23 protein-coding genes and 1 tRNA gene are annotated in these 25,869 nt (G+C 74.9%); 9 read left to right on the top strand and 15 right to left on the bottom strand.

Going from position 1 to position 25,869, the window contains the following annotated elements:
- Positions 1 to 50: 50 nt before the first annotated feature.
- From AB0J00_RS17925 to AB0J00_RS17935, 3 genes are read right to left on the bottom strand one after another with little or no spacing between them, the layout of a single operon-like run.
- On the bottom strand, positions 51 to 854 hold the full coding sequence (locus AB0J00_RS17925) for an NUDIX hydrolase (RefSeq protein WP_357747242.1): 804 nt from the start codon (positions 852 to 854) through the stop codon (positions 51 to 53).
- On the bottom strand, positions 851 to 1,321 hold the full coding sequence (locus tag AB0J00_RS17930) for a RidA family protein (protein ID WP_357747244.1): 471 nt from the start codon (positions 1,319 to 1,321) through the stop codon (positions 851 to 853). Before AB0J00_RS17930 ends, AB0J00_RS17925 begins: the two co-directional genes overlap by 4 nt.
- A complete protein-coding gene (locus AB0J00_RS17935; RefSeq protein ID WP_357747246.1) occupies positions 1,321 to 1,494 on the bottom strand; it encodes a hypothetical protein in 174 nt (57 codons plus the stop codon). The genes AB0J00_RS17930 and AB0J00_RS17935 overlap by 1 nt, the downstream gene beginning before the upstream one ends.
- Before the next feature lie 120 nt (positions 1,495 to 1,614).
- Here AB0J00_RS17935 and AB0J00_RS17940 point away from each other — a divergent pair, with 120 nt between their 5' ends.
- The 3 genes from AB0J00_RS17940 to AB0J00_RS17950 all read left to right on the top strand — a co-directional run bounded on the left by AB0J00_RS17940 (position 1,615) and on the right by AB0J00_RS17950 (position 6,147).
- A complete protein-coding gene (locus tag AB0J00_RS17940) occupies positions 1,615 to 2,610 on the top strand; it encodes an ArsA-related P-loop ATPase (RefSeq protein ID WP_357747249.1) in 996 nt (331 codons plus the stop codon).
- Positions 2,607 to 3,794, top strand: a complete 1,188-nt coding sequence (locus AB0J00_RS17945) for an ArsA family ATPase (RefSeq protein ID WP_357747250.1) — start codon at positions 2,607 to 2,609, stop codon at positions 3,792 to 3,794. Before AB0J00_RS17940 ends, AB0J00_RS17945 begins: the two co-directional genes overlap by 4 nt.
- A 76-nt stretch (positions 3,795 to 3,870) precedes the next feature.
- The gene (locus tag AB0J00_RS17950) at positions 3,871 to 6,147 is read left to right on the top strand and encodes a transglycosylase domain-containing protein (protein WP_357747252.1); all 2,277 of its coding nucleotides are present in this window, start codon (positions 3,871 to 3,873) and stop codon (positions 6,145 to 6,147) included.
- 70 nt (positions 6,148 to 6,217) lie between these two features.
- Here AB0J00_RS17950 and AB0J00_RS17955 read toward each other — a convergent pair whose 3' ends face one another.
- Positions 6,218 to 6,670, bottom strand: coding sequence for a GatB/YqeY domain-containing protein (locus AB0J00_RS17955; protein ID WP_357747254.1), 453 nt, complete (start codon positions 6,668 to 6,670; stop codon positions 6,218 to 6,220).
- Positions 6,671 to 6,739: 69 nt separating this feature from the next.
- Between AB0J00_RS17955 and AB0J00_RS17960 the strand changes: the two genes are divergently transcribed.
- The 3 genes from AB0J00_RS17960 to AB0J00_RS17970 all read left to right on the top strand — a co-directional run bounded on the left by AB0J00_RS17960 (position 6,740) and on the right by AB0J00_RS17970 (position 9,705).
- Positions 6,740 to 7,654, top strand: a complete 915-nt coding sequence (locus AB0J00_RS17960; RefSeq protein ID WP_357747257.1) for a metallophosphoesterase — start codon at positions 6,740 to 6,742, stop codon at positions 7,652 to 7,654.
- A gap of 91 nt (positions 7,655 to 7,745) precedes the next feature.
- Positions 7,746 to 7,822 (top strand) — tRNA-Pro (locus AB0J00_RS17965).
- A gap of 86 nt (positions 7,823 to 7,908) precedes the next feature.
- Positions 7,909 to 9,705, top strand: coding sequence for a prolyl oligopeptidase family serine peptidase (locus tag AB0J00_RS17970; protein WP_357747259.1), 1,797 nt, complete (start codon positions 7,909 to 7,911; stop codon positions 9,703 to 9,705).
- Here the strand turns inward: AB0J00_RS17970 and AB0J00_RS17975 are convergent.
- The 3 genes from AB0J00_RS17975 to AB0J00_RS17985 are packed head-to-tail and all read right to left on the bottom strand — an operon-like array spanning position 9,631 to position 13,264.
- Positions 9,631 to 10,944: a glycosyltransferase 87 family protein gene (locus tag AB0J00_RS17975; RefSeq protein WP_357747261.1), complete on the bottom strand. Its 1,314-nt coding sequence runs from the start codon at positions 10,942 to 10,944 to the stop codon at positions 9,631 to 9,633. The two genes, AB0J00_RS17970 and AB0J00_RS17975, sit on opposite strands and share 75 nt — an antisense overlap.
- Positions 10,945 to 10,964: 20 nt before the next feature.
- On the bottom strand, positions 10,965 to 11,999 hold the full coding sequence (locus tag AB0J00_RS17980; RefSeq protein WP_357747263.1) for an aspartate-semialdehyde dehydrogenase: 1,035 nt from the start codon (positions 11,997 to 11,999) through the stop codon (positions 10,965 to 10,967).
- Complete coding sequence (locus AB0J00_RS17985; RefSeq protein ID WP_357747266.1) at positions 11,996 to 13,264, bottom strand: aspartate kinase; 1,269 nt, start codon at positions 13,262 to 13,264, stop codon at positions 11,996 to 11,998. Before AB0J00_RS17985 ends, AB0J00_RS17980 begins: the two co-directional genes overlap by 4 nt.
- A gap of 133 nt (positions 13,265 to 13,397) precedes the next feature.
- Between AB0J00_RS17985 and AB0J00_RS17990 the strand changes: the two genes are divergently transcribed.
- Together AB0J00_RS17990 and leuA are read left to right on the top strand one after the other, a co-directional pair.
- Positions 13,398 to 15,002: a phospholipase D family protein gene (locus AB0J00_RS17990; protein ID WP_357747269.1), complete on the top strand. Its 1,605-nt coding sequence runs from the start codon at positions 13,398 to 13,400 to the stop codon at positions 15,000 to 15,002.
- A 311-nt stretch (positions 15,003 to 15,313) separates the two neighbouring features.
- The gene (gene leuA, locus AB0J00_RS17995) at positions 15,314 to 17,002 is read left to right on the top strand and encodes a 2-isopropylmalate synthase (protein WP_357747342.1); all 1,689 of its coding nucleotides are present in this window, start codon (positions 15,314 to 15,316) and stop codon (positions 17,000 to 17,002) included.
- A 61-nt stretch (positions 17,003 to 17,063) separates the two neighbouring features.
- Here the strand turns inward: leuA and mnhG are convergent, their stop codons facing one another.
- Genes mnhG through AB0J00_RS18025 form a run of 6 tightly spaced genes read right to left on the bottom strand, consistent with a single transcriptional unit; the run spans position 17,064 to position 23,412 of the window.
- Complete coding sequence (gene mnhG / locus AB0J00_RS18000) at positions 17,064 to 17,441, bottom strand: monovalent cation/H(+) antiporter subunit G (RefSeq protein ID WP_357747272.1); 378 nt, start codon at positions 17,439 to 17,441, stop codon at positions 17,064 to 17,066.
- On the bottom strand, positions 17,438 to 17,728 hold the full coding sequence (locus AB0J00_RS18005) for a monovalent cation/H+ antiporter complex subunit F (protein WP_357747274.1): 291 nt from the start codon (positions 17,726 to 17,728) through the stop codon (positions 17,438 to 17,440). The genes mnhG and AB0J00_RS18005 overlap by 4 nt, the downstream gene beginning before the upstream one ends.
- The gene (locus AB0J00_RS18010; protein WP_357747277.1) at positions 17,725 to 18,270 is read right to left on the bottom strand and encodes a Na+/H+ antiporter subunit E; all 546 of its coding nucleotides are present in this window, start codon (positions 18,268 to 18,270) and stop codon (positions 17,725 to 17,727) included. Before AB0J00_RS18010 ends, AB0J00_RS18005 begins: the two co-directional genes overlap by 4 nt.
- The gene (locus tag AB0J00_RS18015; RefSeq protein ID WP_357747279.1) at positions 18,267 to 19,973 is read right to left on the bottom strand and encodes a Na+/H+ antiporter subunit D; all 1,707 of its coding nucleotides are present in this window, start codon (positions 19,971 to 19,973) and stop codon (positions 18,267 to 18,269) included. Before AB0J00_RS18015 ends, AB0J00_RS18010 begins: the two co-directional genes overlap by 4 nt.
- Entirely contained in the window at positions 19,970 to 20,458 is a 489-nt protein-coding gene (locus tag AB0J00_RS18020; RefSeq protein WP_357747282.1) for a Na(+)/H(+) antiporter subunit C, read from the bottom strand. Before AB0J00_RS18020 ends, AB0J00_RS18015 begins: the two co-directional genes overlap by 4 nt.
- The gene (locus tag AB0J00_RS18025; protein ID WP_357747283.1) at positions 20,455 to 23,412 is read right to left on the bottom strand and encodes a Na+/H+ antiporter subunit A; all 2,958 of its coding nucleotides are present in this window, start codon (positions 23,410 to 23,412) and stop codon (positions 20,455 to 20,457) included. The genes AB0J00_RS18020 and AB0J00_RS18025 overlap by 4 nt, the downstream gene beginning before the upstream one ends.
- A 99-nt stretch (positions 23,413 to 23,511) precedes the next feature.
- On the opposite strand from AB0J00_RS18025, the gene AB0J00_RS18030 reads away from it, so the two are divergent.
- Positions 23,512 to 23,913, top strand: a complete 402-nt coding sequence (locus AB0J00_RS18030; RefSeq protein WP_357747286.1) for a helix-turn-helix domain-containing protein — start codon at positions 23,512 to 23,514, stop codon at positions 23,911 to 23,913.
- On the opposite strand, the gene AB0J00_RS18035 is transcribed toward AB0J00_RS18030, so the two are convergent.
- Together AB0J00_RS18035 and AB0J00_RS18040 are read right to left on the bottom strand one after the other, a co-directional pair.
- Entirely contained in the window at positions 23,894 to 24,556 is a 663-nt protein-coding gene (locus tag AB0J00_RS18035; protein ID WP_357747289.1) for a response regulator transcription factor, read from the bottom strand. The two genes, AB0J00_RS18030 and AB0J00_RS18035, sit on opposite strands and share 20 nt — an antisense overlap.
- Positions 24,553 to 25,731 carry a histidine kinase gene (locus tag AB0J00_RS18040; RefSeq protein WP_357747292.1) on the bottom strand — a complete coding sequence of 393 codons (1,179 nt, stop codon included), beginning with the start codon at positions 25,729 to 25,731 and terminating at the stop codon, positions 24,553 to 24,555. Before AB0J00_RS18040 ends, AB0J00_RS18035 begins: the two co-directional genes overlap by 4 nt.
- Between the last annotated feature and the right edge of the window lie 138 nt (positions 25,732 to 25,869).

Below are 25,869 nucleotides of genomic sequence, written 5' to 3' on the forward strand. Positions count from 1 at the left end.
ACGCCAGAGGCCCGGAACTCGGTGAGTTCCGGGCCTCTGGCGTCCAGCGCTCACCGCGCGAGCGGCGTGACCATCCGGATCCTCGTGCCGTCGGGGAGGACGGCGAAGCGGCCGTCGGGCTCGTCGACGAACTCGGGCATGATCGCCTGCAGCGGGTCCGGCGGGGAGCCGGCCAGCGCGGTCGCCGCATCGGGGAACCGGGCCAGCTGGCCGAGGGTGTGGATCGTCGGCGGCAGCATCGGCCGGGTGCCGGCGGCGTGCTCCTGCAGCGCGGCGGCGGGCGTCGTCCAGACCGCCTCGTCGGCCTCCCCCGACACGTCACGGGCCTCCTGCCCGGTGGGCAGCAGGGCGGCGAAGAACTTCGTGTCGTAGCGCCGCCGCTCGCCGGGCGGGGTGATCCAGTGCGCGAACGGCCGCAGCAGGTCCGCCCGCAGCGCCAGCCCGCGACCGGCGAGCAGCTCGGCGAGGGAGAGCTCGCGGGCCAGCAGCGCCCGGCGCTGCGCCTCCCACTCGTCGCCGGTGACGTCCGGGACGACGGAGCCCGCGTCCGGGCCGGCCAGCAGCACGCCGGCCTCCTCGAACGTCTCCCGGACGGCGGCGCAGACCAGCTCGCGCGCCTGCCGGTCGTCGCAGCCGAACGCCCGCGCCCACTCCCCCGGCGGGGGCCCGACCCAGGCGACGTCGGTGTCCCCGTCGCGCTCGTCGACCCCGCCCCCGGGGTAGGCGGTCATCCCGCCGGCGAAGGGCATCCCCCTGGTACGGCGCAGCAGGTGCACCTCCAGGCCCGCGGCGCCGTCCCGCAGCAGCAGCACCGTGGCTGCCGCGCGGACCGGGACCGGGGCCGGGGTGCTCACCTCAGCTCGACGGTGAGCTCGACCTCGACGGGGGCGTTCATCGGCAGCTCGGCGACGCCGACGGCGCTGCGGGCGTGCTGCCCGGCGGCCCCGAAGACCCGGCCGAGGAACTCGCTGGCCCCGTTGACCACGCGCGGCTGGCCGCTGAAGCCCTCGGCGCTGGCCACGTAGCCGACCACCCGGACGACGCGGGCGATCGCGTCCAGCCCGACCAGGTCGTCGACAGCGGCGAGGGCGTTGAGCGCGCAGACCTTGGCGTCGGCGGCGGCGTCCTCGATGTCGACCGCGCCGCCGACCTTGCCGGTGCGGCGCAGCCCGCCGTCGACGAAGGGCAGCTGCCCGGAGGTGAAGACCAGGTTGCCGGTGCGGATGGCCGGCACGTACGCGGCGACCGGCGCGGCCACCGGGGGCAGCCGGACGCCCAGCTCGGCGAGGCGGGCGGACCAGCTCGGGGCGGTCTCGGTCATCAGTTGGTGGGCCGCTTCAGGTACGCCACCAGCTGCTCGCCGCCACCGGGGCCGGGCACGACGGTGACCAGCTCCCACCCGTCGACGCCCCAGGAGTCCAGGATCGCCTTGGTGTTGTGGGTCAGCAGCGGGATGGTCGCGTACTCCCAGGTGCGGCGGGCCGGTTCGCTCATGGGCGCGACGCTAGCGCAGCCGCGCTGGCGACATGATGGAACGGCCCCGCTGCAGGGGCCCGGCGCGAGCTTGCGAGCGCTGGGGGGCAGGGGGGTCCTTTGACTCGTAGGCTGGGCGGGGTGAGCCCAGTGCCCTCCCCCGTGCGGTGCCACATCGTGACCGGGAAGGGCGGTACGGGGAAGACGACGGTCGCCGCCGCGCTCGCCCTCGCCCTGGCCGCGGACGGCGGCCGCGTGCTGCTCGTCGAGACCGAGGGACGGCAGGGCATCGCCCAGCTGTTCGACACCGCGCCGCTGCCCTACGACGAGCGCCGGGTCGCCGTCGCCCGCGGCGGTGGCGAGGTGAAAGCGCTGGCCATCGACGTCGAGGCGGCCTTCCTCGAGTACCTCGACATGTTCTACAACCTCAAGCGGGCCGGCCGGGCGCTGCGCAAGATGGGCGCGGTCGACTTCGCCACCGCCATCGCCCCGGGCCTGCGCGATGTGCTGCTCACCGGGAAGATCAAGGAGGCGGTCACCCGCCGCGGCAAGGACGGCCGGCCGGTCTACGACGCGGTCGTCGTCGACGCCCCGCCGACCGGCCGGATCACCCGCTTCCTCAACGTCACCAACGAGGTCGCGGGGCTGGCCCGGTCCGGCCCGATCAAGACGCAGAGCGACGGGGTGATGGCCGTGTTCCGGTCGCCGCAGACCGCCGTCCACCTGGTCACGCTGCTGGAGGACATGCCGGTGCAGGAGACCGCGGACGCGATCGGTGAGCTCACCGCGGCGAAGCTGCCGGTCGGCTCGGTCGTGGTGAACATGGCCGCCGAGCCGCTGCTGCCGGAGGAGGACCTCGGGAAGGTCGCCGCGGGCGGGCTGACCGGGGCCGACCTGCTGCCGGCGCTCACCGCGGCGGGGCTGCGCGGGGACGCCGTGGTCGCCGACGGGCTGGCCGCCGAGGCGGTCGAGCACGCGCAGCGCTGGGTCGCGCAGGACGCGCTGCGCGGGGACGTCGAGGCGCTGGGCCGGCCCGTCGTCGAGCTGCCGCTGCAGGTGGGGCCGATCGACCTGGGCACCCTGTACGAGCTGGCCGACCGGCTCGGCGGGCACCTGACCGACGAGGTGGCGGCGTGAGCGCCCCGGCGATGGACCTGCGGGCGCTGGTCGCCGACCGCGGCACCCGGATCATCGTGTGCTGCGGATCGGGCGGGGTCGGCAAGACCACGACGTCGGCCGCGCTCGCGGTGGCCGCCGCCGAGGCCGGCCGGGACGTCGTCGTCCTGACCATCGACCCGGCCCGCCGGCTGGCCCAGTCGCTGGGCCTCACCGAGCTGGACAACGAGCCGCGCCAGGTCGCGACGCCGGGGGCGTCCGGGCAGCTCAGCGCCATGATGCTGGACATGAAGCGGACGTTCGACGACGTCGTCGCCGCGCACTCGACGCCCGAGCGGGCGGAGGCGATCTTCGCCAACCCCTTCTACCAGGCGCTGTCCTCCTCCTTCGCCGGCACGCAGGAGTACATGGCGATGGAGAAGCTGGGCCAGCTGCGGGCCACCGACCGCTGGGACCTGATCATCGTCGACACCCCGCCGTCGCGGTCGGCGCTGGACTTCCTCGACGCCCCCAACCGGCTCTCCCGGTTCCTCGACGGCACGATGATCCGGCTGCTCACCGCGCCCGCCCGGGCCGGCGGCCGCGCCGGGGTCAAGCTGGTGGGTGCGGGGTTCATGATCTTCAGCCGCATCATCAGCAAGGTCCTCGGCGGGCAGCTGCTGGCCGACATCTCGACCTTCATCACTGCGCTGGACAGCATGTTCGGCGGGTTCCGCGAGCGGGCGACGGCCACCTACGAGCTGCTCCGCCAGCCGGGGACGTCGTTCGTGGTGGTCGCCGCCCCCGAGCCCGACGCGCTGCGCGAGGCCTCCTACTTCGTCGACCGGCTCTCCGCGGAGGGCATGCCGCTGGCCGGGCTGGTGCTCAACCGCACCCACCCACCGGCGACCACGGTGCTGTCGGCGACCCGGGCAGAGGCCGCCGCGGAGGCGGTCACCGAGGCCGACGGCGACGGCGCCGGGCTCGCCGCCGGGGCGCTGCGGGTGCACGCCGAGCGGATGGCCCAGGCCACCCGGGAGCAGCGGCTGGCCGACCGGTTCACCAGCGCCCACCCCGAGGTCCCGGTGCGCACGGTGCCCGCGGCCGCCGGCGACGTCCACGACCTGGCGGGCCTGCAGGAGATGGGCGCGGCGCTGCTGGGCGACGAGGACGACGGGACGACGCCGCGCAGCCGGGTCCTGCCGCCGCGCCAGCGCGCCGGCTGAGGTCGCGGAGGTCGCCCGCGCGTCGCCGTCCCGAGGCCCGGCGCGGGACCCCGCCGGCCCGGTACCTTGGCGGGCGATGTCCGAGTCGTCGCCCTCCAAGATCGTCACCCTCGCCAAGCTGGCCGCGAGTCTCGTGGTCGCCGGCCTGCTGGTGGCCGCCCTGTTCCTCCCGTTCGTGGGGGGCACCGGCGTCGTCGTCCGCAACTCCGCGGACATCGTCAACAAGATCCCCGATGAGCTGACCGACAAGATGCCGGCGGGCAACACGATCGTGAAGGCCGCCGACGGCTCGGTGATCACCGAGTTCTACGAGAACAACCGCACCCTGGTCACCTCCGACCAGATCGCACCGGTGATGAAGCAGGCGCAGGTCGACATCGAGGACTCGCGCTTCTACGAGCACAACGGCGTGGACGTCGAGGGCACGGCCCGCGCGCTGGCGAAGAACCTGGCCGCCGGCGGCGTCCAGGAGGGCGGCTCGACGATCACCCAGCAGCTGGTCAAGCAGACCCTGCTGCAGTCGGCCGACGACGCCGAGGGCCGGCTGGCCGCCACCGACGACACGGTCGGCCGCAAGCTGCGCGAGGCCCGGTACGCCCTGGCGCTGGAGAAGAAGTACTCCAAGGACGAGATCCTCACCCGCTACCTGAACATGGCGTACTTCGGCGGCGGCGCCTACGGCGTCGAGGCCGCGGCGCAGAAGTACTTCAGCGTGCGCGCCGCGGACCTGAGCCTCCCGCAGGCCGCGATGCTGGCCGGGCTGGTGCAGAGCCCCACCAACGACAACCCGCTCGAGCACCCCGAGGCCGCGCAGACCCGGCGCAACCAGGTGCTCAACCGGATGCACACGCTCGGCCACGGCGGCGGCGCCAACGGCGACGAGCCGATGAGCGACGAGCAGCTGGCCGAGCTCAAGGCGCAGCCGGTGGAGACCGCGGCCGGCGGCAACCCGCCCAACGGCTGCGCGAACGCCAGCGTCGGCGGGTTCTTCTGCGACTACCTCTACGGCTACCTGCAGAACACCCTGAAGCTGTCCACCAAGGACATCGCCAACGGCGGCTACGTCATCCAGACGACCCTGCGCCCGGACATGCAGACGGCCGGTGACCAGGCCGTGCTCAACACGGTCGGCCTGGACAACCCGCTGATCGGTGCCTACGACGTCGTCGAGCCGGGCACCGGGCACGTGCTCGCGATGAGCGTCAACCGCCGCTACGGCTGCGACGACCCGAACGCCGGCTGCGAGTCGGTGAACTTCGCCGTCACGCCCAGCAAGGGCTCGGGTTCGACGTTCAAGATGTTCGTCGCCGCCGCGGCGCTGGAGTCGGGCAAGACCGCCAACTTCACGCTGACCACCCCCGACCGGTACGTGTCGCGGATCTACAAGACCTACGACAAGGGCCGCCGGGTCCCCTACGGCGTGTCGAACGTGGGCACCAGCTACCCGAACACGCTGACCATGGAGCAGGCGCTCTACATGTCCTCCAACACCTACTTCCTGGCGCTGGAGGACGAGCTCGGCAGCGTGCGCCCGGCGGTGGAGATGGCCCAGCGGCTGGGCATGAGCTTCGACGCGCCCAACCAGAAGTCGGCCGACTACTGGATCGACGGCAACCTCGGCTCGTTCCCCTACAGCCCCGAGCCGGTGAGCCCGCTGGACCTCGCCTCGGCCTACTCCACGATCGCGGCCAGCGGCGTCAAGTGCGCCCCGACCCCGGTCGTGTCGATCACCACGCCGGACGGCAAGCCGCTCACCCGCGACGACGGCCAGCCGGTGGTCAAGGGCGACGACTGCCAGCAGGTCATCGAGCCCGGCATCGCCAACACGCTCAACCAGATGATGCGCAAGGACGTCGAGCCGAGCTACCCGCTCCAGACCGCCGAGCGCGCCTTCATCCCGGGCCACCAGATCGCCGGCAAGACCGGGACGGTCAACAACAACGACTCGGTGACCTTCGTCGGCTCCACCCCGGAGTACACCGGCACCGTCATGGTCTTCCGGCCGCTGGGCACCGACAGCGTCGGCGGCTTCGGCGGCAACAAGCCGGCCACGATCTGGCACGACGCGATGCTGCCGATCCTGTCGGCCCAGCAGACCGCCGAGTTCCCGCCGGCCGACCCGAAGTGGGTCGGCTCGCGGCCGGCCCCGCCGTCGTCGTCGGACGGCGATCGCTCCCGGGGCGGCAACGGCGGCGGTGGCAACAACGGCGGTGGCAACAACGGCGGTGGCACCAACGGCGGCGGGGACAACCCGCCGGCGCAGGGCACCACCGAGGCCCCGGCGCCCGACACCGGGGGCCAGGCCAACCCCCCGGCCGACCCGAACGCGGGCCAGAACCAGGGCAACCCCTAGCCCGACCGCACGACACGGAACGGCCCCGGCTGCAGCAGCAGCCGGGGCCGTTCGTCGTTGCTGGGACGCGTCAGCCGAGCTGGCGGCGCACCTCGGCGGCGACCCGGCCACCCTCGGCCCGGCCGGCGACCTCCTTGTTCGCGGCGCCCATCACCTTGCCCATGTCCTTCATCCCGCTCGCGCCGGTGCGGGTGATCACGTCGGCGACCAGCGCGGCGAGGTCGGCGTCCTCGAGCTGGGCGGGCAGGTAGCCGGCGACGACCTCGCCCTCGGCCTTCTCCCGCTCGGCCTGCTCGGCGCGGCCGGCCCCGGCGTACGCCTCGGCGGCCTCCCGGCGCTTCTTCGCCTCGCGCCGCAGCACGCCCTCGACCTCGTCGTCGGACAGCTCGCGGGCCTCCTTGCCCGACACCTCCTCCGCGCTCACCGCGGACAGCACCATGCGCAGCGTGGCGGTGCGCAGCTCGTCGCGGGCCTTCATGGCGGTGGTCAGGTCGGCGCGGAGACGGTCCTTCAACTCGGGCATGATCGTCAGTTTCCCACTGCTGGTCCGTCCCGGACGACCGAGTTCCCCCGCGGCACCTAGGCTCGGCGGGTGCGCGCGACCACCGCCGTCCCGACGGCCCTGCTGGCGAGCGGGGCGGCCACCGTCGCCTACGCGAGCCTGTACGAGCGGAACCACTTCACCCTCCGGCGGTTCGAGGTGCCCGTCCTCCCGCCCGGCCAGGCGCCGCTGACCGTGCTGCACCTGTCCGACCTGCACATGACCGCCGACCAGCGGCGCAAGCAGGACTGGGTGGCCCGGCTGGCCGGGCTGGAGCCCGACCTCGTCGTCGACACCGGCGACAACCTGGCCGGCATGGACGCCGTTCCCGGCACGCTGCGCGCGCTGGACCCGCTGCTGGACCGCCCCGGCGTGTTCTGCCTGGCCAGCAACGACTACTTCGCGCCGCGGCCGAAGAACCCGCTGAAGTACTTCAAGCGCGACCACAAGCGGGTGCACGGCGACGAGCTGCCCTGGGCGGACCTGCGGGACGGGATGACCGGCCGCGGCTGGCTGGACCTCACCAACGCGGCCGGTGAGCTCACCGTCGCCGGCCGTCGGATCTCCTTCGCCGGCGTCGACGACTCGCACCTGCAGCGCGACCGGTACGACCTGGTGGCCGGGCCCGCCGACGCCACCGCCGACCTGCGGATCGGGCTGGCCCACTCCCCCGAGCCCCGGGTGCTCGACCGGTTCGCCGCCGACGGCTACGACCTGCTGCTGTGCGGGCACACCCACGGCGGGCAGCTGCGGGTGCCGTTCTACGGCGCGCTCGTCACCAACTGCGGCATCGACCGCGACCGGGTGCGCTGGCTGCACCGCTGGGCGGAACCGTCGCCGGCCGCCCCGAACGGCACCTGGCTGCACGTCTCCGCAGGTCTGGGCACCAGCCCGTACGCCCCGGCCCGGTTCGCCTGCCCCCCGGAGGCGACCCTGCTGACCCTCACCGCCCGACCCGCCTGCTGAAGGACCCCCTTGCCCCCCGTCCCCTCGCAGGCTCGGAGCCGGGCCCCTGCAAGGGGGCCGAAGCGCATGAAGTACAGTTGCCCAGGCACCTCGGGGTGTGGCGCAGCTTGGTAGCGCGCGTCGTTCGGGACGACGAGGCCGCAGGTTCAAATCCTGTCACCCCGACCAGTTCCACCAGAGGCCCTGGACGCGGAAGCGTCCAGGGCCTCTGTCGTGTGGGGCCTCTGTCGTGGGTGCGGGCATCCCCGGGGAAGATGGAGCGCGTGACCGCTGAGCAGACCGCCCTCCCCGCCGACGTCACCGAGCGCTGGCAGGCCCGCTTCCGGGCCCCGCGGATCAGCCTCCCCGACTGGGCCGAGGACGCGCCGCACCGCAGCGTCTACGCCTCCGACGCCAGCGGCGTGGTCGAGCAGTACGCCTGGGACCGGTCCACCGACACCCACCGCCAGGTCACCGACCGGCCCAACGGCACGCTCGCGGCCACCGTCAGCCCGGACGGCGAGACCATCTGGTGGTTCGCCGACACCGACGGCGACGAGTTCGGCGTGTGGATGACCCAGCCCTTCGCCGGCGGCCCCGACGAGGTCGCCGTCCCCGAGGTGGGCCCGGCCTACCCCGGCGGCCTGGAGATCGGGCGCACCGTCGTGCTGGTCGGCCGGTCGACCGACGACGGCAGCGAGCTGTGGATCGCCCCGCGCGGCGGCACCCCACAGGTCTTCTACACCAGCCCCGAGCCCGCCTCCGTCGACGCGCTCAGCCGCGACGACGCCCTGCTCGTCTACTCGCACTCCGAGCACGGCGACCCCCGCTACCCGGCGCTGCGGGTGCTGCGCACCGCCGACCTGTCGCTGGTCGCGGACAAGTGGGACGGCGAGGGCCGCGGGCTGCACGCCCTGGAGTTCTCCCCCGTCGCCGGCGACGCCCGGCTGCTGGTCGGCCACGAGCGCCGCGGCCGCGAGGAGCTGCTGATCTGGGACGCCGAGGCCGGCACCGAGACCGAGCTGCGGCTGGACCTGCCCGGCGACGTCACCGCCGGCTGGTACCCCGACGGCTCCGCGCTGCTGGTCGGCCACGACCACGCCGCCCGCAGCGAGCTGTACCGCTACGACCTGGCCACCGGCGCGCTGGAGCAGGTGGAGACCCCGGCGGGCGTCGTCCGCGGCGCCACGGCCCGGCCGGACGGCACGGTGGAGCTGGCGTGGTCGTCGTCCGAGCGGCCGCCGGTGATCCGCCGGGCCGACGGCCCGGTCGTGCTCGCCGCCCCCGGCGCGGAGCCGCCGGCCGGCTACCCGGTCGAGGACCGCTGGGTGCCCGGCCCGGGCGGCGACGTGCACGCGCTGCTGGTCCGCCCGGCCGGGGAGGGGCCTCATCCGACCGCCTTCCTGGTGCACGGCGGCCCCGAGTCGCTGGACGACGACTCCTACCGCGCCCGCCGCGCTGCCTACGTGGACGCCGGCTACGCGGTGGTGCACGTGAACTACCGCGGCTCGACCGGCTACGGCAGCGAGTGGCGGGACGCGCTCACCGGCCGTCCCGGGCTCACCGAGCTCGAGGACGTCGGCGCGGTGTACGACGCGCTGGTGGCCGAGGGGGTCGTCGACCCGGCCCGCGCGATCCTGTCCGGCGGCTCGTGGGGCGGGTTCCTGACGCTGCTGGGGCTGGGCACTCAGCCCGAGCGCTGGGCAGCCGGCATCGCCGAGGTGCCGGTGGCCGACTACCTGGCCGCCTACGAGGACGAGATGGAGGGCCTGCGGGCCTACGACCGGGCGCTGTTCGGCGGGTCGCCCGAGGAGGTCCGCGACGTGTACGTGCGCTCCTCGCCGATCACCTACGTCGACGCGGTGGCCGCGCCGGTGCTGGTGGTGGCCGGCGCCAACGACCCGCGCTGCCCCATCCGGCAGATCGACAACTACCTGGGCGAGCTGGGCCGGCTGGGCAAGCCGCACGAGGTGTACCGGTTCGACGCCGGCCACGGCTCACTCGTGGTCGAGGAGACGATCCGGCAGGTCGAGGTCGCGCTGTCGTTCGCGCTGCGGCACGTCGCCCCCTGACCGCGGCGGCTGCCGGTCCGGGCCCAGGGCGCGGGCCGGCAGCAGCAGGACCAGCGCGAGCACGGTCAGGGCGTAGGAGTTCTGCCCGAGGGCACCGGGCAGGGTGCCGCACACCGTCTCCCCGCAGTGCGCGCTCACCACGGTGACCAGGCCGGGCCAGTAGACGGCCACCAGCACGGCGAGCCCGACGCCGGCGGCGAGCCGGGTGGTCCGGGGCCGCGCACGGGGCCCGGTCGCCGCCGGGGTGCCGGCGGCGAGGTCCAGCAGGACGATCCCGGCCGGCACCACCCACACCAGGTGGTGCAGCCAGCTGATCGGGCTGACCAGGGAGGCCGCGAGCCCGGTGAGGGTGAGCCCCACCAGGTCGTCGCCCTGCCTGCCCGCGCGGGCGGCCCGGGTGAGCGCCACCGCCAGCACCAGCAGCGCGAGCAGCGCCCACAGCACCCGGCTCGGCTGCTCGGGGGCGGCCCAGCGGGCCAGGACGCCGAGCACCGACTGGTTGGCCGGGTTGGCCGTCCGCCCGACCCGCGAGGTGTCCCAGAGCACCGACGACCAGTAGTCGGCCGACGCGTGCGGGGCCACCACGGCGCCCAGCAGCGTCGCCGCCGCGGCCGTCCCGGTCGCGACCGCGGCCGCCCGCCAGCGCCGGGTGACCACGAGGTGGAGCACGAACAGCGCGGGGGTGAGCTTCACCGCCGCCGCGAGGCCGATGCCGACGCCGGCCCAGCGCCGGCCCGCCCGCAGCGCAGCGAGGTCGAGCAGCACCAGGCCCAGCACGTACAGGTTGACCTGGCCCCAGCTCAGCGTGTCCCGCACGGGGCTGGCCACCACGGCCACCGGGACGGCGAGCGCCACGGCCGACCACGGCGTCCACCCGGCCCGCCGCGCCACCGGCCGCACCAGGGCGACGACGGCGACCAGCACGACCGCCGCGCTCAGGCCCAGCTGCAGCGCCTCCGCCGTCCGCCGGCCGACCAGCGCCAGCGGCATCAGCACCACGGCGGCGAAGGGCGGGTAGGTGAAGCCGTACCGCCCGTGCACGCCGGGGAAGGCGTAGAGCGGGTGCCCGTCCAGCCACCAGCGGATCGACTCGCGGTACACCCTCAGGTCGAACCAGTGGTGCCACGGCCGGACGGCCACGACGAGCACGCAGCACAGGCCGAGCGCCGCGACGGCGGCGACCGCCGCCAGCCGGACGGCGACCCGCCCGGCCCGTGGCCGCTGCTCCGCCCGTGTCACCCCGTCATCGTGGCCGCGGCTCAGCCGGCGGCGGCCGCCAGCAGCTCCGCGATCTGCACCGTGTTGAGGGCGGCCCCCTTGCGCAGGTTGTCGTTGGAGACGAACAGCGCGAGCCCGCGGTCGCCGTCCTGCCGGATCCGGCCCACGTAGGAGGGGTCCTTGCCGGCCGCCTGCAGCGGGGTGGGGACGTCGGCCAGCTGCACGCCGGGCGCGTGCGACAGCAGCTCCGTGGCCCGCGCGACCGACAGCGGCTCGGCGAACTCGACGTTCAGCGACAGCGAGTGACCGGTGAACACCGGCACGCGCACGCAGGTGCCCGAGACCCGCAGGTCGGGGATGCCGAGGATCTTGCGGCTCTCGTTGCGGAGCTTCTGCTCCTCGTCGGTCTCGAAGCTGCCGTCGTCGACGACCGAGCCGGCCATCGGCAGCACGTTGAAGGCGATCGGTGCGACGTAGACGTCCGGCGCCGGGTAGGTCACCGCCGACCCGTCGTAGGCCAGCTCGTCGGCCTTCTCCACGACGGCCAGCGCCTGCCCGTGCAGCTCGCGCACGCCGGCGACACCGGAGCCGGAGACCGCCTGGTAGGTGCTCGCGACGATCCGGACCAGCACGGCCTCGTCGTGCAGCGGCTTCAGCACCGGCATCGCGGCCATCGTGGTGCAGTTCGGGTTGGCGATGATCCGGCCCTCGGCGGCCAGCGCGATGTCGCCGGGGTTCACCTCGCTGCAGACCAGCGGGATCGCCGGGTCCCGGCGGAACGCCGAGCTGTTGTCGATCACCGTGACGCCGGCCGCCGCGAAGCGCGGGGCCTGGGCCCGCGACGTCGTCGCGCCGGCGGAGAACAGCGCGACGTCCAGCCCGGTCGGGTCGGCGGTGGCGGCGTCCTCGACGACGACCTCGCCGTCGCCCCAGGGCAGCCGGGTGCCCGCGGACCGCGCGGAGGCGAAGAACCGGATCGAGGCGAGCGGGAAGTCGCGCTCGGCCAGGATGGACCGCATCGCGACGCCGACCTGACCGGTCGCGCCGACGATGCCCAGGTGCAGCGGGCGGCTCATCGTCCGGTACCTCCGTAGACCACTGCCTCGGCCTGGTCGGACCCGAGGTCGAACGCGTCGTGCACCGCGCGGACGGCGAGGTCGACGTCGGTGTCGCGGCAGACCACGGAGATGCGGATCTCCGAGGTGCTGATCAGCTCGAGGTTGACGCCGGCGTCGGCGAGCGCGCCGAAGAACTTGGCCGAGACCCCCGGGTGCGAGCGCATGCCAGCGCCGACCAGCGAGACCTTGCCGATGTGCTGGTCGAAGCTGACGTCGGTGTAGCCGACGGTGTGCTTGACCCGCTCGAGGGCCTCCAGCGCGGTCGGGCCGTCGCTCTTGGGCAGGGTGAACGAGATGTCGGCGAGCTTGCTGTGCTCGGCCGAGACGTTCTGCACGATCATGTCGATGTTGATCTCGGCGTCGGCGAGCACGCGGAAGAGCTGCGCGGCCTCACCCGGCCGGTCGGGCACCCCGTAGACGGTGATCTTGCCCTCGCTGCGGTCGTGCGCGACGCCGGTGATGATCGCCTGTTCCACGGGGAGGTCCTCCATCGAGCCGGCCACGATCGTGCCGGGGAGCTGTGAGTAGGAGCTGCGGACGTGCACCGGGATGCCCTCGCGGCGGGCGTACTCGACGCAGCGGAGCATGAGCACCTTCGCGCCGGACGCGGCCAGCTCGAGCATCTCCTCGTAGGTGACCGTCTCCAGCCGCTTGGCGTTCGGCACGATCCGCGGGTCGGCGGTGAAGACGCCGTCCACGTCGGTGTAGATCTCGCAGACGTCGGCGTCGAGCGCCGCGGCGACGGCGACGGCGGTGGTGTCGGAGCCGCCGCGGCCGAGCGTGGTGATGTCCTTGGTGTCCTGGCTGACGCCCTGGAAGCCGGCGACGATGACGATCGAGCCGTCGTCGAGCGCGCTGCGCAGCCGGCCCGGGGTGACGTCGATGATCCGCGCCTTGCCGTGGCTGGACGTGGTGATCACGCCGGCCTGCGAGCCGGTGAACGACCGCGCCTCGTAGCCGTGCGTGGAGATGGCGATCGCCAGCAGCGCCATCGAGATGCGCTCGCCGGCGGTGAGCAGCATGTCGAGCTCGCGGCCGGGCGGGTCGTCGGTGATCTGCTGGGCCTGGTCGAGCAGCTCGTCGGTGGTGTCGCCCATGGCGGAGACCACGACCACGACGTCGTCGCCGTTCTTCTTCGCCTCGACGATCCGCTCGGCGACGCGCTTGACGCGCTCGGCGTTCGCGACGGAGGAACCCCCGTACTTCTGCACGATCAAGGCCACGGGCCAAGGTTACCGGCGGGACCGCGCGGCTCCCGCGCACGCCGCCCCCCGGGCTCACCCAGTGGGACGCCCCGTCCCGGTTCCCGGCGCGACCGATGCCCCGCCGGTGCCGCCGGCACGGTTGGATCACGGCGTGACCGACCCCGAGGACTGGCTGCTCACCGGCGCCGAGCGCGACAACCCGGACACCGTGATCCCCGCCTGGACGGCCGGCAACCAGGTCGAGCCGCTGGTGCACGGCGCGGTCTACTTCGACCGGCTGGTGACGGCGGTGCAGGGTCTCCAGGCGGGCGACCACCTGTTCTTCACCGACTGGCGCGGCGACCCCGACGAGCGGCTGCGGGACGGCGGCCCGACCGTGGGCGAGCTGTTCGCCGACGCCGCCCGCCGCGGGGTGGTCGTGCGCGGGCTCGTCTGGCGGTCGCACTGGGACGGGCTCAGCTTCAGCAAGGAGGAGAACGCCTCCCTCGACGAGGCGGTCGAGGAGGCCGGCGGGGTCGTCGTCCTGGACGAGCGGGTGCGCCGCATGGGCAGCCACCACCAGAAGTTCGTCGTCCTGCGGCACGTCGGCCGGCCCGAGGACGACGTCGCCTTCGCCGGCGGCATCGACCTGTGCCACTCCCGCCGCGACGACGCCGGGCACCGGGGCGACCCGCAGCCGCAGTCGATGTCCTCGGCCTACGGGAGGACCCCGCCGTGGCACGACGTCCAGCTGCAGCTGCGCGGACCGGCCGTGGGTGTGCTGGACACCGTGTTCCGCGAGCGCTGGGACGACCCCACCAGCCCCGACTCGGAGAACCCGGTCGCCTGGGTGCACGACAAGTGGCTCGCCCTGCGCGGGAAGTCGCACATGGACCCCACCCCGCTGCCCGCGCAGCCGCCGTCGCCACCGGAGTGCGGGCCGCACACGGTGCAGACGCTGCGCACCTACCCGAAGGTGACGCCGGCCTACGACTTCGCCCGGCAGGGCGAGCGGTCGGTGGCCCGCGGGTACTCCAAGGCGATCCGCCGCGCGCGCCGGCTGGTCTACCTCGAGGACCAGTACCTGTGGTCGAAGGAGGTGGCCGACCTGTTCGCCACGGCGCTGCAGGAGCACCCCGGACTGCACCTGGTCGTGGTCGTCCCGCGGGTGCCCGACCAGGAGGGCGCGGTCTCCGAGCGGCCGCAGTACGTGGGGCGCCAGCAGGCCCTGGACACCGTGCACCGCGCCGGCCCGGGGCGGGTGCACGTGTTCGACCCGGAGAACCACGAGGGGACGCCGGTCTACGTGCACGCCAAGGTCTGCGTGGTCGACGACGTCTGGGTCAGCGTGGGCAGCGACAACTTCAACCGGCGGTCCTGGACCCACGACAGCGAGCTGTCCAGCGCCGTCCTGGACACCACCCTCGACGAACGCGAGCCGCGCGACCCGGCCGGGCACGGCGACGGCGCCCGGGTGCTCGCCCGTGACCTGCGCCTGCAGCTGGCCCGTGAGCACCTGGACCGGGCTCCCGACGGCTCCGAGGACGCCGACCTGCTCGACCCCGACGACTTCGTCGCGGCCGTCGAGGCGTCGGCTGCGGCGCTGCAGGCCTGGTACGACGGCGGGCAGGTCGGGCCGCGCCCCCCGGGGCGTCTCCGGCCGCACCGGCCCGAGGCGCTGTCGGCCGCCACCCGGCTGTGGGCCGTGCCCGTCTACCGGCTGTTCGACGACCCCGACGGCCGTCCGCTGCGGCTGCGGCGGAGCGGGGGCTTCTGACGCGCCGGCCGCGCGGCGGCTCGCCGGCGGGCGTCCACGACGTGGGACGACGCGCCCGGCCGGGCTGCTCCCGGCGGGTCCCGCTGCTACGGTGGCGGCGTGCGCGGCAGCCTCCTGCTTATCAGCCGCGGCGAGGCCCTCTCCTAGGTCGGCTCCCTCGCCGCGGTGACCTGCCGTGGCCGTGCGCGTCCCCGGCGCCCGCTGACCGACACCGGAGCTGTGTGCAGCCCGCGCACGGCAGCCCGCCCCAGGAGAGCCTCCCCATGAGCGAGAACCACCCGCACGCCCGCCACCCGCAGCGTCCCTCCGGGATGCCGATCGGCAAGTACGCCCCCTTCACGCCGGTCCCGCTGCCCGACCGCACGTGGCCGGAGCGGGTCACCACCGTCGCCCCCCGCTGGTGCGCGGTCGACCTGCGCGACGGCAACCAGGCGCTGATCGACCCGATGACCCCCGAGCGCAAGCGCCGCATGTTCGAGCTGCTCGTGCGGATGGGCTACAAGGAGATCGAGGTCGGCTTCCCGGCGGCCAGCCAGACCGACTACGACTTCGTCCGCCAGCTGATCGAGGACGACCTGGTCCCCGACGACGTCACCATCCAGGTGCTGACCCAGTCGCGCGACGAGCTGATCGAGCGCACCTTCGAGTCGCTGCGCGGGGCGAAGCAGGCGATCGTCCACCTGTACAACTCGACGTCCACGCTGCAGCGCCGGGTGGTGTTCGGCTCCGACCGCGCCGGCATCGTCGACATCGCCGTCCACGGCGCCCGGCTGGTCCGCAAGATGGCCGAGCAGATGCCCGGGACCGACATCCGGTTCGAGTACTCCCCCGAGTCGTTCACCGGCACCGAGCTGGAGTTCGCCGTCGAGGTGTGCAACGCCGTCACCGAGGTGTGGGAGCCGACCGTCGACCGGCCGACGATCCTGAACCTGCCGGCGACCGTCGAGATGGCCGAGCCGACCGTCTACGCCGACCAGATCGAGTGGATGCACCGGAACCTGGCCCGCCGGGACGCCGTCGTCCTCAGCCTGCACCCGCACAACGACCGCGGTACCGCCGTCGCCGCCGCCGAGCTGGGCTACCGCGCCGGCGCGGACCGCATCGAGGGCTGCCTGTTCGGCAACGGCGAGCGCACCGGCAACGTCGACCTGGTCACCCTGGGCCTGAACCTGTTCAGCCAGGGCATCGACCCGCAGATCGACTTCTCCGACATCGACGAGATCCGCCGCACCGTCGAGTACTGCAACCAGCTGGGCGTGCACGAGCGGCACCCCTACGGCGGCGACCTGGTCTACACCGCCTTCTCCGGCTCGCACCAGGACGCGATCAACAAGGGCTTCAAGGCGCTGCAGGCCGACGCCGCGGCCGCCGGGAAGACCGTCGACGAGATCCCGTGGGCCGTGCCCTACCTGCCGATCGACCCCAAGGACGTCGGCCGCAGCTACGAGGCCGTGATCCGGGTGAACAGCCAGTCCGGCAAGGGCGGCGTCGCCTACATCATGAAGACCGAGAACCAGCTGGACCTGCCGCGGCGGCTGCAGATCGAGTTCAGCGCGGTCGTCCAGCGGCACACCGACGACGAGGGCGGCGAGGTCACCGCCGCGCAGATGTGGACGGCGTTCTCCAACGAGTACCTGCCCGACCCGGCCGCGCCGTGGGGCCGCTTCGCGCTCACCGGCCACGAGCACAACGCCTCCGGCGGGGGCTCGGACCAGATCAGGGTCGAGCTGGTCGACCGCGGCGCACCCGTGACCGTCGAGGGCCGCGGCAACGGCCCGATCGCGGCGTTCGTCGACGCGCTGGGCCAGGTGGACGTCGACGTCCGGGTGCTGGACTACGCCGAGCACGCGCTGTCCGCCGGCGGCGACGCCCGGGCGGCGTCCTACGTCGAGTGCGCCGTGGGCGAGCGGGTGCTGTGGGGCGTCGGGATCGACGAGAACATCCTCACCGCCTCGCTGCGGGCGATCGTCTCCGCGGTCAACCGCGCCGAGCGCGGCTGAGCGAGGGGCCGGCCCGCCGTGCGGCGGGCCGGCCCTGCCTCACCCGCGGGCCGGCTCTGCCTCACCCGCGGGCCGGGGCGTCGCCCGACGTCCCCTCGCCCGGCTGCTCGTCGGCGGTGCCCACCTCGTCGACCAGCAGCAGGTCGCGGCGCACGTGCCGGCGGCGGTGCGCCACCCGGCTGACCATGTGCGCGCTCACCGGCGCGGTGAGCAGCTGGAAGACCGCGACCAGCAGCAGCATCCAGGTGTTCGACCAGCCCTGCAGCCGCAGCGCGCCACCGACCATGATCAGCAGCACGCCGAGCACCTGCGGCTTCGTGCCCGCGTGCATCCGCGACAGCACGTCGGGGAAGCGCACCAGGCCCAGCCCCGCCGTCAGGCACAGCAGCGCGCCGGCCAGCAGGAAGACGGCGGCGACGACGTCGGCGACCGTGCTCACCGGCCCGCCTCCTCGACGGTGTCCGGCCGGGCCGGCATGCCGCCGATGTACCGCGCCACCGACACCGAGCCGACGAACGCCAGCAGCGACACCACCACGAGCACCGGCACCACCGTCGGGTCCTCGGCCAACGCCGCGTGCACCGCCAGGCCGGCCGCGACGACCACCAGCAGCGTGTCGGTCGCGACCACCCGGTCCAGCAGCGACGGCCCCAGCGCGAGCCGGACCAGCGCCAGCAGCGCTCCCCCGCCCAGCATCGCGTAGGCCAGCACCCCCACGACGGTCATGCCCGGCTCCCCTCGGTCCGCAGCGCGGCCCGGTCCTCGGCCGATCCGAACGCGTCCACCAGCCGCTCCTCCGTGGTCAGCACCGCGGCCCGCTGCCGGGCCAGGTCGTCCTCGTCGCGCACGTGCAGCAGGTGGACCCACAGCGTCGAGCGCTCCCGGTCCAGGTCGATCACCAGCGAGCCCGGCACCAGCGCCGTCGCCTCGGCGACCATGGTCTGCAGCAGGTCGGAGTCAGTGCGCAGCCGCACCCGCAGGATCGCCCCGCGCGGCGGGCCGCCCGGGCGCACCGCCACCCACGCGACCTGCGCGGCGGAGCCCACCAGGTCGGTGACGAAGTGGCCGAGGAAGCGCTGCGCCGCCAGCGGCCGCACGCGGGTGCCCCCGACCACCGGCGGCAGCGGCAGCACGGTCATCACCAGCAGCGCCACCAGCAGCCCCGACAGCAGGTTGGCCCACGACCAGGTGCCCCACAGCAGCATCCAGATGGCCACCGGCCAGGCGATCCGCGGCAGTGCCGCCCGGGCCCGCGCGCCCGCGCTCACGACCGCTCCCCGTCGCCGAGGACGGCGTCCAGGTAGGAGGTGCGCTCCTGCAGGTCGGCCGCGGCCCGGGTGGCCAGCCCGTAGAGGGGCCCCGCGATGCCGGTCAGCGCCACGGTGAGCGCGACCATCGCCCCGGTCGTGGCCACCATGACCCGGGGCAGCGGCCGGCCGCCGGTGCCGGTCGCGCTCTCCTCGGCGGCCTCGGCGCCGGGGTGCGCGGCGGTGGCCACCTCGGTGTGCCTGGCCCACGCCGCGCTGCGCGCCGCCTGCCGGGCCGTGGGCCCGTCGTCGGCCGCACGCCCGGCGGGCACGGTGGCCGGCTCCGGCCCGTCGGGGCCCGCGTCGGCGGCCGCGGCGTCCGCGGTGTCGGCCCCGGGCTCCTGGGAGCGGGGCCGCCAGAAGGCGCGGGTCCACACCCGGCTGACCGCGAGGAGGGTGAGCAGGCTGGTGACCACGCCGCCGGCCACCAGCACCAGCGCCGGGCCGGTGCCGACCTCGACGCCGGCCCGCAGCAGCCCGAGCTTGCCGATGAACCCGGAGAACGGCGGGATGCCGGCCAGGTTCATCGCCGGCACGAAGTACAGCACCGCCAGCACGGGCGACGCCTTGGCCAGGCCGCCCAGCCGGTCGACGGCGGTCGACCCGCCCTGCCGCTCGACGAGCCCCGCGACCAGGAACAGCGTCGTCTGGATGGCGATGTGGTGGGCCACGTAGAAGATCGCACCGGCCAGCCCGGCCGTCGTCCCCAGCGAGATGCCGAAGACCATGTAGCCGATGTGGCTGACCAGGGTGAACGAGAGGATCCGGCGGATGTCGGTCTGCGCGACCGCGCCGAGGATGCCGATGAGCATCGTGGCCAGCGCGGCCCACATGAGCACGCCGTCCAGCGCGCCGCCGGGGAACAGCAGCGTCTGGGTGCGGATGATCGCGTACACGCCGACCTTGGTGAGCAGCCCGGCGAACACCGCGGTGACCGGGGCGGGCGCGGTCGGGTAGCTGTCGGGCAGCCAGGCCGACAGCGGGAACACCGCGGCCTTGATGCAGAACGCGATCAGCAGCACCGACTGCAGCAGCAGCTGGGTGCCCTCGGGCAGCTCCCCCAGCCGGACGGCGAGCTGCGCCATGTTCACCGTGCCGGTGGCCGCGTAGACCAGCCCGATGCCGGCGAGGAACACCAGCGAGCTGGTCAGGCTGACCACCACGTAGGTGATGCCGCCGCGGATGCGCGGTGCCGTGCCGCCCAGGGTGAGCAGCACGTAGCTGGCCATGAGCAGGATCTCGAAGCCGACGTAGAGGTTGAACAGGTCGCCGGCCAGGAAGGCGTTGCTCACCCCCGCGACCAGCACCAGGAAGGTCGGGTGGAACACCGACAGCGGCGTCCGCTCGGAGCCATCGGCCGAGCCCTGCCCCACGGCGAACAGCAGCACGCCGAGCGCGACGGCCGAGGCGACCACCAGCATCAGCGCGGACAGCCGGTCGACGACGAGCACCACGCCCAGCGGCACCGGCCAGCCGCCGACCGACACCGCGGTGGCGCCCAGGTCGTCGGCGCGCACCAGCAGCGCGACGGAGACGCCGAGCACCGCCACGATCACCGTCACCGACAGCGCCCGCTGGACGGCCGGGTGCCGGCCGACCAGCAGCGTGCCCGCGGCGCCGAGCAGCGGGAGCAGGACCGGCAGCGGGGCGAGGACCCCGGTCACCGCAGCCCCGCCCGCGGCAGCTCGACGTCGTCGGACGGCGCCTGCGGTTCCCCGCGGAGGCCGTCGGCGTGCCCGGCCGGCCGGTCCTCCGGCGCGAGGTCGTCGGGGTCGAGCTCGTCGGCGTCGGTGCCCGACCGGGCGGCGACCCGGCGGTCCTCCTCGTCGGTGCCCACGTTCTCCTGCCGGGACAGCCGCCACGAGCGGTGGATCATCGCCAGCACGAACGCGGTGATCCCGAAGGTGATGACGATGGCGGTGAGGATCAGGGCCTGCGGCAGCGGGTCGCTCATCTCGTCGGGCTCGGCGTAGCCGAGGATCGGGGCCAGGCCGCGGGCGCCGCCGGTCGACAGCAGCAGCAGGTTGGTGGCGTTGCCCAGCAGCAGGAACCCGAGCAGCACCCGGGTGAGGCTGCGGTCCAGCAGCAGGTAGACGCCGGCGGCGTAGAGCCCGCCGATCAGCACCGGCAGCACGATCGTGGGGGTCATCGGGCGCTCACCTCCGCGGGCGCGGTCGCGTCGTCGTCCGTGCGGTCGTCGTGGTCGGTGTCGTCGTCGGTGTCGTGGTCGGTCTCGTCGCCGGTGTCGTCGTCGCCGTCGGCGGCGTCCTGCTCCTCCTGGCGGTCCAGCTCGGCGCCGAGGCTGCGCAGCACGTCGAGCACCAGGCCGACGACGATGAGGTAGACGCCGACGTCGAAGAACAGCGAGGTCACCAGCTTCACCTCGCCCAGCACCGGGAACGTGCCCCGCCAGATCGCCGACTGCAGGACGTCGCCGCCGGCCAGCAGCCCGGCCACCCCGGTGCCGCCGGCGATCAGCAGCCCGGCACCCAGCAGCAGGCCGGGGTCGACGCGGGCCGCCTCCCCGAGCTCGTACCGGCCGCCGGCGAGGTAGCGCAGCACCAGCGCGAGGCCGGCCACCAGCCCGCCGGCGAACCCGCCGCCGGGCTCGTTGTGCCCGCTGAACAGCAGGAACACCGAGAACACCAGGATCGGGTGGAACAGCAGCCGGGTGATCACCTCGAGCACCACCGACCGGCGCAGCGGGTCCAGCGTGGCGCTGGCGCTGAGCCAGCGCCGCCGCGGCGCCCGGCGGCCGCGGCGGGCCGCGCTGCCGGCCAGCCGGCCGGCGTCGGCCCGCTCGACCCCGCCGGGACGGCGGCGGAGGAAGACCAGGCTGGCCACGCCGGTGGCGGCGACGACCAGCAGGGAGATCTCGCCGATGGTGTCCCAGGCGCGGATGTCGACCAGGGTCACGTTGACGACGTTCTGCCCGCCGCCGTAGCGGTAGGCCTCGGCCGGGAAGCCGGTGGAGACGGGGGTCGCCGTCCGCGCGGCGAGGGCCACCGCGCCGACCGCGCCCATCAGCGCGCCGACGGCCACCGCGATCACCCCGCGGGCGGCGCGCTCGCGGGGGCGGTGCCGCTCGGCGATGTCCTTGGGCAGCTTGCGCAGCACCAGCACGAAGGTGACCAGGGTGAGCGTCTCGACCAGGAACTGGGTGAGCGCGAGGTCCGGCGCCCCCTGCAGCGCGAACAGGACGGCGACACCGTAGCCGGTGACGCCGACGACGAGCACCGCCGACAGCCGCTGCCGGATCCGCAGCGCGAGCACCGCGGCGATGACCACGACCGCGCCGACCAGCGCCTGGACCGGGGTGTCCCAGGCCCGCCACTCGTCGGGCCAGGGCGCGCGGGTGAGCAGCACGGTGCCCGGCAGCGCGAGCACGACGACGAGGATGGTGCCGAGGTAGGCCGGCAGCGACCCGCGCTGGGTGGTCCCGGTGACCGCGACGGCCAGCCGGTCCAGCCCCTGGACGACGTTCCAGTAGCCCTCGTCGGCCGACGACCCGACGGCCAGCCGCTGCTGCAGCCGGCCGAACGGCCCCCGGACGGCGAACAGCGCCAGGCCGCCGAGCAGGCTGACCGCCGACAGCGCCAGCGCCGGCTGCCAGCCGTGCCACAGCCCCAGGTGCTCGGCCTCGGGGGCGCGCAGCGGCAGGGTGTCGGCGTACCGGGTGACCAGCTCGTCCAGCTGCGGGCTGAGCGGCCCGGCGGCCAGCCCGGTGAGCGCCAGCAGCACCGGCGCGGTGAGGAGCAGCGGGCCGGGGCGGTGCAGGTCGGCGACCGGCTCGACGCCGGGCTTGCGGGCGAACGCCCCCCACAGGAACCGGGCGCTGTAGGCCGCGGTGAGCACCGAGCCGAGCACCAGCCCGGCGAGCTCCAGGGCGGCCGCGGTGCGGTCGGGCAGGCCGCCCTCCCACAGCGCGGTGAACGCCGCCTCCTTGCCGACGAACCCCAGCAGCGGCGGCAGGCCGGCCATCGACGCGGCGGCCAGGGTGGCCGCGGTGGCGAGCACCGGCAGCTGCCGGCCGAGGCCGGAGAGCCGCCGGAGGTCGCGGGTGCCGGTGGCGTGGTCGACGACCCCGACGCTGAGGAACAGGGTGGACTTGAACAGCGCGTGCGCCACGGTCATCGCCAGGCCCGCGGCGGCCAGCTCCCGGCTGCCCGCGCCGACGAGCACCAGCAGGAAGCCCAGCTGGCTGACCGTGCCGAAGGCCAGCAGCAGCTTGAGGTCGGTCTGCCGCAGGGCGCGCCAGCCGCCGACGAGCATGGTGGCCAGCCCCAGCCCGAGCAGCAGCGGCCGCCAGCCGGGCACGTCGGACAGGCCGGGGGCCAGCCGGGCGACCAGGTAGACGCCGGCCTTCACCATGGCGGCGGCGTGCAGGTAGGCGCTGACCGGCGTGGGCGCCTCCATCGCGGCCGGCAGCCAGAAGTGGAACGGCACGAGCGCGGACTTGGTCACCGCGCCGGCGAGCACCAGCAGCGTGCCTGCGGTGACGGCGGGGCCGGTGCCGGGGTCGGCCACCAGCTCCGACAGCAGCCAGGTGCCGCTGGCGTTGCCGAGCAGCAGCAGCCCGGCGAACATGGCCAGCCCGCCGGAGGTGGTGAGCACCAGCGCCTGGCTGGCGGCCCGGCGGGCGGCGAGCCGGCTGCCGTTCCCGCCGATGAGCAGGAAGCTCAGCACGGTGGTGAGCTCCCAGAACACGTAGAGCAGGAGCAGGTCGTCGGCCACGACCAGGCCGAGCATCGCGCCGGCGAACCCGGTGAGGTTGCCGGCCAGCCGGCCGGTGCCCTCGGCGCCGGGCTCGACGTACCGGGTGCAGTAGAGCAGCACCAGCGCGCCCACGCCGGTGACCAGCGCGGCGAGCGTGAGGGAGAGCGCGTCCAGCCGGAAGCTGAGGGTGAGGTCGAGCGAGGGCACCCAGGAGGTGGTCTCCCGCACCTCGCCCCCGCCGGTGACGGTGCCCAGCCGGCCGACCAGCCAGGCGAACGCCGCTGCCGGGACGAGCGCCAGCACGCCGAACGCAGCCCTGCCCCACCACCGCACGAGGAGTGGCGCCAGGACGGCGGCCAGCAGGTGGAGGAGCAGCAGTGCGGTCACGGGTCTCCCGGGGATCGACGGGGCGGCGTGGCGGTGGTGCCACTCTACCCGGGATTTTCGATTTGTTCGATTTGCGGCCGATGCGCCTACCATCAGCGCATGCCGAACGGTCTCACGGGAGAGCACACGGTGCACCCGCCGGCGGACCCCGCCGACGCCGCCCGGCTGCGGGCGCTGGCCGCCGGGGAGGGCGGGCTGCCCGCGGACCTGCCGGAGCCGCTGGGCGAGGTGCTGCGGCTGGCGGCGGCGGCGCTGGCGGAGGGCCGGCCGGTGACGCTCGCCTGCCACGAGCCGACGCTGTCCACCCAGGAGGCGGCCGACCTGCTCGGGGTCAGCCGGCCGACGCTGGTCCGGCTGCTGGACTCCGGGGTGATCCCGTTCGACCAGCCGCGCCGGCACCGCCGGGTGCAGCTGGCCGACCTGCTCGCCTACCAGCAGCGCATCCACCACGACGAGCGCGCCGCCCGGGTCGGCGGCGCGGTCAGCGACCTCCCGGGGTGACCAGCCCGCTCTCGTAGGCGAACGCCACCGCCTGCACCCGGTCGCGCAGCCCGAGCTTGAGCAGCACCCGGCTGACGTGGGTCTTCACGGTGGCCTCCCCCAGGTACAGCCGGCCGGCGATCTCCGCGTTCGACAGCCCCGCCGCGACCAGGGCCAGCACGTCGGTCTCGCGCTCGGTCAGCCCGGCCAGGGCGGCCGCCCGCCCCGGGTCCGGAACCGGGGCGGCGGCGAACTGCTCGATCACCCGCAGCGTGACCGCGGGGTCCAGCAGGCCCTGCCCGGCCGCGACCGTCCGCACCGCCGCCACCAGGTCCTCCGGCGGGGCGACCTTCAGCAGGAACCCGCTCACCCCGGCCCGCAGGGCGGCGGCGACGTACTCGTCCTCGTCGAAGGTCGTGAGCACCACCACGCGCGTCGGCAGCCCGGCGCCGAGGACCCGGCGGGCCGCCTCCAGCCCGTCCATCCCGGGCATGCGGACGTCGAGCAGGACGACGTCCGGACGGCGGTCGGTGACCACGCGCACGCCCTCGGCCCCGTCCGCGGCCTCCCCCACCACCTCGATGTCGGGCTCGGCGGCGAGCACCATCCGCAGCCCGGTGCGCACCATCGCCTGGTCGTCGACCAGCACCTCCCGGATGGTCACGAGGCCACCTCCACGGCCCGCACCCGGTCGCCGGCCGGCAGCGGGAACACCGCGCGCACCCGGTAGCCGCCGCCCCGGACCGGCCCCACCTCGAGCCGCCCGCCGACCACCGCCACCCGCTCGCGCATGTGCAGCTGGCCGTGCCCGCCCGGACCTGCCGACGGGGACACGCTCACCCGCGGCCGCCCGTCGTCGGTCACCGTCACCGCCACCTGGCCCGGGCCGTAGGCGACCGCGACGGTGGTGGCCGCCGCCCCGGCGTGCCGGACCACGTTGGACAGCGCCTCCTGCACCACCCGCACCGCGGACACGTCCAGCAGCTGCGGCAGCACGACCGGCGTCCCGGTGACCACCAGCTCCAGCGGCATCCCGCCGGCGCGCAGCTCGCCGAGCACGGCGTCCAGCCGGGACAGCGACGGCAGCGGGGCGGGCTCGCCGTCCGGCTGCTCGCGCAGGATGCCGACCACCCGGCGCATCTCGTCGACCGAGTCGCGGCCCAGCCGCTCCAGGCCGCGGAGCACCTCCTGCGCCTCGGGGTGGTCGGGCAGCAGCCGGCGCAGGCCGCCCATCTGCAGCACCATCACGCTCACCGCGTGGGCGACCGAGTCGTGCACCTCGCGGGCGATGCGGGCCCGCTCCGCCGTGGTCGCCGCGGCGGCGACGGCCTCCTGCTGCTCGGCGAGCCGGGCGGCGAGCACCTGCAGCTCCTGCGCCCGCCGGCGGGACTGGGCCACCAGCGCGCCCACCCCGCTCGCCGCACCGAAGACGAGCAGGTAGAACACCGACTCCCAGGGCGACGGCGCGAACGTCGCGCCGATCACGGTGGCCGTCCCGGCGGCGGCCGCCGCGACGGCCGGCCCGCGGCGCGGGGGCAGCACGGCGACCGCGTGGCCGATCAGCAGCCCCATCCCGATCAGCTGCGCACCGCCGGGGCCGGGCGCGCCGGCCAGCAGGTTGCCGAGCACGGTCAGCGAGCCCACCAGCGCGGTGGCCGCGGGCCACCGGGGGCACGCGGCCAGCAGCAGGCCGATGACGGCGCCGGGCAGCGCGATGGCCGCCTGGTAGCGGGAGACGCCCTCGATCACCCACTCGAGCAGCGACATGGTCCCCAGCAGCGCCCCGACGGCCGGCCAGGACAGGCGGCGGGCGAGCTGCGGGGCGGACCACCGGGGCATGCGGAGCACGGTAGGGGCCGCAGCACCGGCCGGGCATCCCTCCCGCGACGGACCCGCACCGGACCCGGGCTCCCCCGCACGGCGGACCCAGGTCGGTGCGCCACGACGGACGCCCAGGTCAGCCGCCCGTTCCTAGCG

Origin of the sequence: Modestobacter sp. NPDC049651 (genome assembly GCF_040659695.1) — a bacterium.
Classification (GTDB): domain Bacteria; phylum Actinomycetota; class Actinomycetes; order Mycobacteriales; family Geodermatophilaceae; genus Modestobacter.

Bases quoted from the DNA above. Each gene is read 5' to 3' on its own strand.
- AB0J00_RS17930 (WP_357747244.1), bottom strand. From the start codon at position 1,321: ATGACCGAGACCGCCCCGAGCTGGTCCGCCCGCCTCGCCGAGCTGGGC.
- AB0J00_RS17935 (WP_357747246.1), bottom strand. From the start codon at position 1,494: ATGAGCGAACCGGCCCGCCGCACCTGGGAGTACGCGACCATCCCGCTG.
- AB0J00_RS17950 (WP_357747252.1), top strand. From the start codon at position 3,871: ATGTCCGAGTCGTCGCCCTCCAAGATCGTCACCCTCGCCAAGCTGGCC.
- AB0J00_RS17955 (WP_357747254.1), bottom strand. From the start codon at position 6,670: ATGCCCGAGTTGAAGGACCGTCTCCGCGCCGACCTGACCACCGCCATG.
- AB0J00_RS17970 (WP_357747259.1), top strand. From the start codon at position 7,909: ATGGAGCGCGTGACCGCTGAGCAGACCGCCCTCCCCGCCGACGTCACC.
- AB0J00_RS17980 (WP_357747263.1), bottom strand. From the start codon at position 11,999: ATGAGCCGCCCGCTGCACCTGGGCATCGTCGGCGCGACCGGTCAGGTC.
- leuA (WP_357747342.1), top strand. From the start codon at position 15,314: ATGCCGATCGGCAAGTACGCCCCCTTCACGCCGGTCCCGCTGCCCGAC.
- AB0J00_RS18005 (WP_357747274.1), bottom strand. From the start codon at position 17,728: ATGACCGTCGTGGGGGTGCTGGCCTACGCGATGCTGGGCGGGGGAGCG.
- AB0J00_RS18020 (WP_357747282.1), bottom strand. From the start codon at position 20,458: ATGACCCCCACGATCGTGCTGCCGGTGCTGATCGGCGGGCTCTACGCC.
- AB0J00_RS18030 (WP_357747286.1), top strand. From the start codon at position 23,512: ATGCCGAACGGTCTCACGGGAGAGCACACGGTGCACCCGCCGGCGGAC.
- AB0J00_RS18040 (WP_357747292.1), bottom strand. From the start codon at position 25,731: ATGCCCCGGTGGTCCGCCCCGCAGCTCGCCCGCCGCCTGTCCTGGCCG.